10 protein-coding genes are annotated in these 9,728 nt (G+C 75.6%); 9 read left to right on the forward strand and 1 reads right to left on the reverse strand.

The window, feature by feature from the left end; genetic code table 11:
* Nucleotides 1-52: 52 nt before the first annotated feature.
* Nucleotides 53-1,015: an ABC transporter substrate-binding protein gene (locus O4J56_RS22245; protein WP_270688360.1), complete on the reverse strand. Its 963-nt coding sequence runs from the start codon at nucleotides 1,013-1,015 to the stop codon at nucleotides 53-55.
* 264 nt (nucleotides 1,016-1,279) lie between these two features.
* On the opposite strand from O4J56_RS22245, the gene O4J56_RS22250 reads away from it, so the two are divergent.
* The 9 genes from O4J56_RS22250 to pcaC all read left to right on the forward strand — a co-directional run bounded on the left by O4J56_RS22250 (nucleotide 1,280) and on the right by pcaC (nucleotide 9,620).
* The gene (locus O4J56_RS22250; protein ID WP_270688361.1) at nucleotides 1,280-2,104 is read left to right on the forward strand and encodes an IclR family transcriptional regulator domain-containing protein; all 825 of its coding nucleotides are present in this window, start codon (nucleotides 1,280-1,282) and stop codon (nucleotides 2,102-2,104) included.
* 138 nt (nucleotides 2,105-2,242) lie between these two features.
* Nucleotides 2,243-3,103, forward strand: coding sequence for a CoA transferase subunit A (locus O4J56_RS22255; protein WP_270688362.1), 861 nt, complete (start codon nucleotides 2,243-2,245; stop codon nucleotides 3,101-3,103).
* Nucleotides 3,100-3,876, forward strand: coding sequence for a CoA-transferase subunit beta (locus O4J56_RS22260; RefSeq protein WP_270688363.1), 777 nt, complete (start codon nucleotides 3,100-3,102; stop codon nucleotides 3,874-3,876). The genes O4J56_RS22255 and O4J56_RS22260 overlap by 4 nt, the downstream gene beginning before the upstream one ends.
* An 89-nt stretch (nucleotides 3,877-3,965) precedes the next feature.
* A complete protein-coding gene (locus O4J56_RS22265) occupies nucleotides 3,966-5,141 on the forward strand; it encodes a thiolase family protein (protein WP_270688364.1) in 1,176 nt (391 codons plus the stop codon).
* Between the two features lie 14 nt (nucleotides 5,142-5,155).
* Nucleotides 5,156-5,947 carry a protocatechuate 3,4-dioxygenase subunit beta gene (pcaH, locus tag O4J56_RS22270; RefSeq protein WP_270688365.1) on the forward strand — a complete coding sequence of 264 codons (792 nt, stop codon included), beginning with the start codon at nucleotides 5,156-5,158 and terminating at the stop codon, nucleotides 5,945-5,947.
* The gene (gene pcaG, locus O4J56_RS22275; protein WP_270688367.1) at nucleotides 5,947-6,549 is read left to right on the forward strand and encodes a protocatechuate 3,4-dioxygenase subunit alpha; all 603 of its coding nucleotides are present in this window, start codon (nucleotides 5,947-5,949) and stop codon (nucleotides 6,547-6,549) included. Before pcaH ends, pcaG begins: the two co-directional genes overlap by 1 nt.
* Nucleotides 6,550-6,987: 438 nt before the next feature.
* The gene (locus O4J56_RS22280) at nucleotides 6,988-8,322 is read left to right on the forward strand and encodes a class-II fumarase/aspartase family protein (protein ID WP_270688369.1); all 1,335 of its coding nucleotides are present in this window, start codon (nucleotides 6,988-6,990) and stop codon (nucleotides 8,320-8,322) included.
* 55 nt (nucleotides 8,323-8,377) lie between these two features.
* Nucleotides 8,378-9,169, forward strand: a complete 792-nt coding sequence (pcaD, locus tag O4J56_RS22285) for a 3-oxoadipate enol-lactonase (protein WP_270688370.1) — start codon at nucleotides 8,378-8,380, stop codon at nucleotides 9,167-9,169.
* A 49-nt stretch (nucleotides 9,170-9,218) separates the two neighbouring features.
* Entirely contained in the window at nucleotides 9,219-9,620 is a 402-nt protein-coding gene (gene pcaC / locus O4J56_RS22290; protein ID WP_270688372.1) for a 4-carboxymuconolactone decarboxylase, read from the forward strand.
* Nucleotides 9,621-9,728: the final 108 nt, after the last annotated feature.

The raw sequence follows: 9,728 nt of genomic DNA on the forward strand, positions 1-9,728 counted from the left end.
CCATTCGCAAGGGGCGCCGCCGGGCGCGGGGACGCGGGGGCGGGGGCGGGGGTCATCCGGCGTCCGCGAAGAGCGCGTCGACGTCGGGGGCCTCGTCCACGAGGCCGTCCTCCTCCATGAGGTCGGCGATGGTCCGGATGGACTCGCGGTTCATCTCGGTCGGGAAGGAGGGCAGCCGGATGTCCTCGATGACGGCGGGGTCGATCTCGGTGTATTCGCCGAGGATGCGCCGCACCTCGTCGGGGTTGTCCTCGGCGTAGGCCAGGCCCTCCTCCATGGCGGCGGTGAAGTCGGCGGCCAGCTCCGGATCCTCGGCCAGGAGCCGTTCGGAGGTGAAGTAGGTCGCCATGGTCAGTTCGGGGTGGGCGTCGACGAAGTTCGAGGCGATCTCGGTGGCGCCGGCCTGGAGGGACGTGGTGAGGAAGGGTTCGGCCATCCAGGCGGCGTCGACCTCCTCCTTCTCCAGCGCGGCCGGCATGTCGGGGAACGGGAGCTCGGTGAACCCGACCTCGGCGGGGTCGCCGCCGGCCTTGCGGACGGAGTTGCGCACGGTGGTGTCGCCGATGTTCTCCAGGTTGTTCACGGCGACGGTGGCGCCCTCCAGGTCCTCGGCGGATTCGATGGGGCTGCCCTCGGGCACCACGACGGCGCTCACGTCGTTGCCCTGCTCGCCGGTGGTGGTCGCACCGTTGGCGACGACCTTCACGGGCAGACCGGCGTCCCGCGCGACCAGCAGGGAGGTGACGTTGCCGAAGGCGAAGTCGAGGTCGCCGCCGGCCACGCCGGGCACGGCCTGGGCGCCGCCGCTCATGCTGCGGATCTCCACCTCGATGCCGCGGTCGGCGAAGAAGCCCTGGTCGACGGCGAGGTGCAGGGGCGCGAGGTCGACGATGGGGATCGCTCCGACCGCGATGGTGCGCGGTCCGCCCCCGTCGTCCCCGCCACCGCCGCAGGCGCTCGCGGCCAGAACGAGCGCGGCCGCGGACGCGGCGGCCGGGAGGGGTCTGTGACGCATCGGCTCTCCATTCGCAGGGGGTGCGGCGGGCGCCGGGCGCCCGTCCGAGAGGGGGGTGTGTGCGTCTTGCGAACGGCCGTTCTGTTGGCGAACGTAATTGACGCCCCGGCCAGCGTCAAGCCCACCGGGCGGTCTCACCGACGGTGACCAGCCGATGGACCGGACGGGAGATCGGACCACCCGACCTCTCACCGCCGCCATCGGCCGCCCGCCCGCGCCCACCCTGTTCGGTATGAGAACATTCGGGTGACCGAAAGGGAGCGCATGTCCGACACCGACTCCGGCCCCGCCGCACCGGGGCCGCGCGGCGACCACTTCGTCCAGTCCCTGGAGCGCGGCCTGGGGGTGGTCCGCGCCTTCTCCGCCGACCGGCCGGAGATGACGCTCAGCGAGGTCGCCCGCGCCACGGGGCTGACCCGCGCGGCGGCCCGCCGCTTCCTGCTCACCCTGGCCGACCTGGGGTACGTGCGCTTCGACGGACGCCTGTTCGCGCTCACCCCGCGCGTGCTGGAGCTGGGGTACGCCTACCTGTCGGCGGCGGGGCTGCCCGAGGTGGCCCAACCGCACCTGCAGGCGCTGGCCGCCGAGGTGCGCGAGTCGTCGTCGGTCTCGGTCCTGGACGGCGACGACGTGGTGTACGTGGCGCGCGCCGCGACCTCCAGGATCATGACGGTCGCGATCAGCGTCGGCACCCGCTTCCCGGCCTGCGTGACCTCCATGGGCCGGGTGCTGCTGGCCGGGCGGCCCGACGGCGAGCTGGAGGCCTACCTGGCCCGGCTGGAGGTGCCCGCGCTCACCGCGCACACCGTCGCCGGCCCGGAGGCGCTGCGCGCGGAGCTGGACCGGGTGCGCGCCCAGGGGTGGGCCATCGTGGACCAGGAGCTGGAGGAGGGGCTGCGGTCGGTGGCCGCCCCCATCCGCGACCGCCAGGGCCGGGTCGTGGCCGCCGCGAACGTGTCGGTCCAGGCCAGCCGCATGCCGGTGCGCGGACTGCGCACCGAGATCCTGCCGTCGCTCCTGGCCACGGTCGCCCGCATCGAGGCCGACCTGGAGATCGCCTCCCGCACCGCGGGCCCCGCCCGGGCGTAGGGCCCAGCCCCCCGCCTCCCCTCCCCCTCCGCACCGGGCGGCCCCGCGCCATGCCTTGACCGACGGTCCGGGCCCCAGTAACGTCCTGGGTGTTCGCAAAGAGAACATTGATGCGCTATCCGAACGAGAGGGGGCGCGATGATCCTGCCGTTGGACCGGGCCGTGGCCGAGCTCGTCCGCGACGGGGACACGGTCGCCATGGAGGGGTTCACCCACCTCATCCCGGTGGAGGCCGGCCACGAGGTCATCCGGCAGGGGCGGCGCGACCTGACCCTGGTGCGGATGACCCCCGACATCGTCTACGACCGCATGATCGGCGCCGGGTGCGCCCGCAAGCTCGTCTTCTCCTGGGGCGGCAACCCCGGGGTGGGCTCGCTGCACCGCTTCCGCGACGCCGTCGGCAACGGCTGGCCCCGCCCCCTGGAGCTGGAGGAGCACTCCCACGCCGGGATGGCCAACCGCTACGCCGCCGGGGCCGCCGGGCTGCCCTTCGCCGTGCTGCGCGGCTACGCCGGTACCGACCTGGTCGGGCGCACCCCCACCATCAAGCCCATCACCTGCCCCTTCACCGGGGAGGAACTGGCCGCGGTCCCCGCGCTCAACCCCGACGTGGCCATCGTGCACGCCCAGCGCGCCGACCGCGCCGGCAACGTGCAGATGTGGGGCATCACCGGGGTGCAGAAGGAGGCGGTCCTGGCCGCCGACCGCGCCCTGGTCACCGTCGAGGAGGTCGTCGACGAGCTGGAGCCGGTCCCCGGCCAGGTCGTCCTGCCCTCCCGGGTCGTCACCGCGGTCTCCCCCGTGCCCGGCGGGGCGCGTCCCTCCTATGCCCACGGGTACTACGTCCGCGACAATGACGCCTACCGCGCATGGGACGCCGTCAGCCGCGACCGCGACCGCTTCACCGCCTGGCTCGACGCCGAGGTGTTCGGCGCCGGGGGCGGCCCCGGCACCCCCGTCGCCGCCCCCGGCGGGGAGAGGGAGGAGCAGACCGCATGACCGCCACCGAGTCGCTGCCCTCCCCCGCCACCGCCGACGCCGACGAGGTCATGACGGTCACCGCCGCCCGCGCCCTGGCGGACGGCACCTCCTGCTTCGTCGGCATCGGCCTGCCCAGCACCGCCGCCAACCTGGCCCGCCGCACGCACGCCCCCCGCCTGTGGATGGTCTACGAGTCGGGCACCCTGGGCGCCTCCCCCTCCACCCTGCCGCTGTCCATCGGCGACGGCGAGCTGGCCGAGACCGCCGACAGCGTCGTCCCGGTCACCGAGGTGTTCAACTACTGGCTGCAGGCCGGGCGGATCGACACCGGCTTCCTCGGCGCCGCCCAGATCGACCGGTTCGGCAACATCAACACCACCGCCATCGGCGACTACGACGCCCCCGCGGTGCGGCTGCCGGGCGCCGGCGGGGCCCCCGAGATCGCGGCCTCCTGCGGGCGGGTCATCGTGATCGTGCGGCAGAGCCCGCGCACCTTCGTCGAGCGGGTCGACTTCACCACCTCCGTCGGCCACGGCGGCGGCCCCGGCGACCGGGAGCGCCTGGGGCTGCGCGGCGCCGGGCCGGTGCGCGTCATCACCGACCTGGGGGTGCTGGAGCCCGACCCGGCCACCCGCGAGCTGGTCCTCACCTCCGTGCACCCGGGCATCACCGCCGAACGGGCGCGCGAGGCCACCGGGTGGGACCTGGCCGTCGCCCCGGACCTGGCCACCACCCCCGCCCCCGAGCCGCGCGAGCTGGCGGTGCTGCGCTCGCTCACCGGACGGGGCTGACCGCCCCGCCCGCACCCGCCCCCGCGACCGCCCACGCCCGCCCCGACCGCCCACGCCCGCCCCGACCGCGACCCCCTGGAGGCCCCACCGTGAACGACGTGTACGTCATCGACGCCGTCCGCACCCCGTTCGGGCGCTACGGCGGCGCCCTGTCCGGCGTCCGCCCCGACGACCTGGCCGCGCACGCGGTCTCCGGCCTCACCGCGCGCTCCCCCGGGCTCGACCCCGCCGCCGTCGACGACGTCTACTTCGGCGACGCCAACGGCGCCGGGGAGGACAACCGCAACGTGGCGCGGATGGCGGCACTCCTGGCGGGGCTGCCGACCGGCGTCCCCGGGGCCACGCTGAACCGGCTGTGCGGGTCCGGGCTGGAGGCGGTCATCGCCGCCAACCGGGCGGTGGCCGTGGGCGACGCGTCCCTGGTGATCGCCGGGGGCGTGGAGTCGATGAGCCGCGCCCCGTGGGTGATGACCAAGCCCGAGAAGGGCTTCCCCGCCGGGCACGGGACCCTGCACTCGACCACCCTGGGCTGGCGGATGGTCAACCCGCGCATGGAGCCCGCCTGGACCGCCTCCCTGGGCGAGTGCACCGAGCAGATCGCGGACGAGTTCGGCATCGCACGGGAGGACCAGGACGCGTTCGCCCTGCTCAGCCACGAGCGCGCGGCCGCCGCGTGGGCCAAGGGCGTCTTCGCCGACGAGGTGGTGGACGTTCCCGGGGTGGAGCTGGAGCGCGACGAGAGCATCCGCGAGACCTCCGCCGAGAAGCTGGCCGGGCTCAAGCCCGCCTTCCGCGAGGACGGCACCATCACCGCGGGCAACGCCTCCCCGCTCAACGACGGCGCCGCCGCTCTGCTGGTCGGCGACGCCGAGGCGGCGCGCGCGGCGGGGCGCGAGCCGCTGGCGCGCATCGTCAGCCGGGGCGTGGCCGCGGTCGAGCCGAACCGGTTCGGGGTGGGCCCGGTGGCGGCCGCCGAGACCGCGCTTCGCCGGGCCGGGATCGGCTGGGGCGACCTGGCGGCGGTCGAGCTCAACGAGGCCTTCGCCGCCCAGGCGCTGGCGTGCGTGCGCAGCTGGGACGGGCTGGACCCGGACACCGTCAACCCCAACGGCGGGGCGATCGCCATCGGCCACCCGCTGGGCGCCTCCGGGGCGCGCATCCTGGGCTCGCTCGCCCACGAGCTGCGCCGCCGCGGCGGCGGGTGGGGGCTGGCCGCCATCTGCATCGGCGTCGGGCAGGGCCTGGCCGCCGTACTGCACGCGTGAGAGGAGTCGGGACCATGGGCCAGGAAACGGCCGCGGGCCGGGACGCGTCCGCGGAGGCGGACGCACCCCAGGGGCGGGACGCGTCCGCCGTCTGGGGCTACCGCCGGGACCCCGGCGTGCACCCGCCGCTGGACTACCCCGGATACCGCAGCACCGCGCTGCGCCACCCGCAGCGCCCGCTGAAGGTGCTGCCGCACCTGTTGACCGAGGTCACCGGGCCGCTTCTGGGCGAGGACCGGATCGGGCCGCTGGACCACGACCTGACCCGCGGGCACGACGGCGAGCCCCAGGGCCAGCGGATCACCGTCCAGGGGCGGGTGCTGGACGCCGACGGGCGCCCGGTTCCGCACACCCTCGTGGAGATCTGGCAGGCCAACGCCGGGGGCCGGTACCGGCACAAGGGCGACAACTGGCCGTGCCCGCTCGACCCGAACTTCACCGGCGTGGGGCGGACGGTCACCGACGCCGAGGGGCGCTACTCCTTCACCACCGTCCGCCCCGGCGCCTACCCGTGGAAGAACCACGACAACGCCTGGCGGCCCGCGCACATCCACTTCTCCCTGTTCGGGCGGGCGTTCACCCAGCGGCTGGTGACGCAGATGTACTTCCCCGGGGACCCACTGTTCTTCCAGGACCCCATGTGGAACTCCATCCCGGACCCGCAGGCCCGCGAGCGGCTGGTGGCCCGCTACGACCACGCGCTCACCCAGCCGGAATGGGCGCTGGCGTACACGTGGGACATCGTGCTGCGCGGGCGCGAGTCGACCGTGTTCGAGCACGAGCTGGCCTTGGAGGACGACGACTGATGGAGCCCACGACACCCTCACAGACCGTGGGACCGTACCTGCACATCGGGCTCCCCTGGCCGGACGGTCCCTACGCGCTCCGGGAGGGCGCGCCGGGCGGCGTGTGGCTGCGGGGCACGGTCACCGACGGCGCCGGGGCGCCGGTCCCGGACGCGCTGATCGAGACGTGGCAGGCCGACCCGGAGGGCAGGTTCGACCACCCGGACGACCCGCGGGGCGCGGTGCGCCGCGACGGGTTCCGGGGGTTCGGCCGTTGCCCGACCGACGACGAGGGCCGGTGGGCCGTGTACACGCTCAAGCCGGGGCCGGTGCCGGGACCGGCGGGTTCGGCGGCTTCGGCGGGCCCCTCGGGGCCGTCGGGGCGACCGGTCCTCCAGGCGCCGCACATCGACGTTTCGGTCTTCGCGCGCGGGATGCTGCACCGGACGGTGACCCGGGTGTACTTCCCCGACGAGGAGGAGGCGAACGGGCGGGACCCGGTGCTGTCCTCCATCGCCGCCCCCCAGGAGCGCGCGACCCTGGTGGCGAGCGCGACGGAGGACGGCTACCGCTTCGACATCCGCCTCCAGGGGGAAGGGGAGACGGTGTTCTTCGACATCTGAGCCGGGCGGGAGGGGCGATGCCTGTCGATCGCCGGGAGGAGGCGGACGAAGCGGCCGCATACGGACGGGCGGGGCGCCGGGCGAGGCCCCCGAAGGCAGGCCGGGCTCGAAGCAGCGCCATGGCCGCCACGCCGCCCTGGCCGGGCGGCTCCCGATGGGTGTGACCGAAGGCCACTGCCCGACGCCCTCACACGAGCGGCCATCGAGCGGAGAACGGCACCGAATCGCCCATTCCTCTGCTCTCCCCCGGCGCCCGGTCGGGACCGGCCGCCCTCTTCAGGGGGGAGGGGTCGGCGTCCCCGCGGCGCCGGTCCGCGGCCGCAAGCGGCACGGTGCCGCGCGCACGGGCCCTATCCAGCGCACGGAGCGCCCGACGATGATGCGACCAGGACGGACGACCGCCGGTCGACGACCGGCCACGATCAAGGAGGAGCAGCCGTGTTCGGGGACATGTTCGCCCGCGGCGCCGTCGCGGGTGAGACCGGCGAGCAGGCCTGGCTCCGGGCCATGCTCGACGCCGAGTCGGCGCTGGTGCACGCGCTCGTCCGGGTCGGCCTGGCCGCGACGGAGGACGCCGAGGCCGTGGAGGCCGCCCGCAGGGACGGCCGCGTGGACGCGGAGGCCGCCGCCCGGAGAGCCGCGGACTCGGCCAACCCCGTAGTGCCGCTGGTCCGGGAGCTGACCCGGGCCGTCGAGGGGGCCGCGGCACGGCACGTGCACCAGGGGGCGACCAGCCAGGACGTGATGGACACCGCCGCGGTGCTGGTGGCCCGCCGCGCCGGGGGCGCCGTCCTCGCCGAGGCCGACCGGGCCGCGTGCGCGCTGGCCGGGCTGGCCGAGGAGCACCGGCGGACGGTGATGCCCGGCCGCACCCTGCTCCAACAGGCCCTTCCGACCACGTTCGGGCTGGCCGCGGCGGGGTGGCTGCACGCGGTGACGGGGGCGGCCGACGCCCTGCGCACCGAGCTGGACCGCGCCCCGGCGCAGTTCGGCGGGGCGGCGGGCACGCTGGCCTCGCTCGGCGACCGCGGCCCGGCGGTCGCCGCCGCCTTCGCCGACCGGCTGGGGCTGGCCCGCCCGGCCCTGCCGTGGCACACCGACCGGGGCCCGTTGACGGCGGTGGCGTCGGCGGCGGCCAGGACGGCGGCGGCCTGCGGCAAGGTCGCCGGTGACCTGGTGCTGCTGGCGCAGACCGAGGTCGGCGAGGTCGCCGAGGCGGCCGGGCCGGGGGTCGGCGGGTCGTCGGCGATGCCGCACAAGCGCAACCCGGTGGCGGCGGTGTCGGCGCGGGCCTGCGCCGAGCAGGTGCCGGGGCTGGCGGCGACGCTGCTGACCGCGCAGATCCACCAGCCGCACCAGCGCGCGGCCGGGGCCTGGCAGGCCGAGTGGCAGGCCTTCGACCGGCTGCTGTGCGCGACCGGGTCGGCGGCGGCGTGGACGGCCGACGCCCTGGAGCGGCTGGAGGTGGACCCGGAGCGGATGCGCGCCAACCTGGAGATGACGGGCGGGCTGGCGATGGCCGAGCGGGTCTCCTCCGACCTGGCGCCGGAGCTGGGCCGGCTGGACGCCCACGACCTGGTACAGGAGGCCTGCCGCGAGGCGGCGGAGTCGGGGGCGGACCTGGCCGAGGTCCTCGGCCGGAGGCTGGCCGGGCGCCGCACCCCCGAGCGGATCCGGGAACTGCTGGACCCGGCGGCCTACCTGGGCGCGGCCGACGCGTTCATCGACGCCGCGCTCGACGCCTACCGCACCCGCCCGGAAGGGCCCGGGTAGACGCCCGGGCGGGCACCGGGCCGCAGAGCAGCGACGGACGAACGGAGGTATCCCCTTGACCGCACAGCCGATCGGGCGCCCCATCGCGGGAGGTCTGCACGCGGTGGGCGATGGTCCCGACGACGGGCCCGCCGTCGTGCTGGCCGGATCGCTCGGCAGCACGCTGGAGATGTGGGACCCGCAGGTCGAAGCGCTGACCTCGGCCGGTCTCCGGGTGGTCCGCTTCGACCACCGCGGGCACGGCCGCTCCCCCGTCCCCGACGGGCCCGCCGCCATGGCCGACCTGGGCGCCGACGTGATCGACCTGCTCGACCGCCTCGGCCTGGACCGGGTCGGCTTCACCGGGCTGTCCCTCGGCGGCATGGTCGGCATGTGGCTGGCGGCCAACGCCCCCGAGCGGATCGACCGGCTCGCGCTGATGTGCACGGCCGCCTGGCTCGGGCCTCCGGAGAACTGGACCGACCGGGCGGCGACCGTGCGCGCGCACGGGGCCGGGGCGGTGGCCGAGGCTGTCGTCGGGCGCTGGTTCACCCCCGGCCACGCCGCCGCGTACCCCGACGAGGTCGCGCGGATGCGCCGGACCGTGGCCTCCACCCCGGCCGAGGGCTATGCCGCGTGCTGCGAGGCGATCGCGGCCATGGACCTGCGCTCCGACCTGGGCCGCATCACCGCGCCGACGCTGGTCGTCGCGGGGGCGCACGATCCGTCGACGCCGCCCGAGCACGCCGAGCGCATCGCCCACGCCGTTCCCGGTGCCCGCCTCCACATCCTCGACGGCGGCGCGCACCTGGCCAACCGCGAATGCGCCGACGAGGTGAACCGGCTGCTCGTCGCGCACTTCGCCTGACCCGCGCCCGCCACCACCCCACCACAACAGCCCCTGGAGGAGACCGACCGTGACCGACCGGACCGACCGTGGCGACGACCAGCGCCGCGAGGCGGGGATGCGGGTCCGGCGCGAGGTGCTGGGCGATGCCCACGTCGACCGCGCCGAGGCCGCGAAGACGGAGTTCACCGCGCCGTTCCAGGACTTCATCACCCGCTACGCATGGGGCGAGGTCTGGACGAGCGGCGTACTGGACCGCAGGACGCGCAGCTGCATGGTGCTGACCGCCATGGTCGCCAAGGGGCACTGGGACGAGCTGGCCATGCACGTCCGCGCGGCGGTGCGCAACGGCCTGACCGAGGAGGAGATCCGCGAGGTGTTCCTCCAGGCGGCCATCTACTGCGGGGTCCCCGCTGCCAACAAGGCCTTCGGGATCGCCCAGCGCATCCTGGCCGACCCGGCGCCGGAGTAGGAGCGGGCGGGCTGACCCTGTGTTGATCTCGGGGGAGTCGGGCTCATGCTGTCGGCGGTGTCAAGTGGTGAGTGCAACTACGGGCCGGGCGCCGGGTCGGGGGTGATC

This window comes from Nocardiopsis endophytica (assembly GCF_027706725.1).
Classification (GTDB): domain Bacteria; phylum Actinomycetota; class Actinomycetes; order Streptosporangiales; family Streptosporangiaceae; genus Nocardiopsis_A; species Nocardiopsis_A endophytica.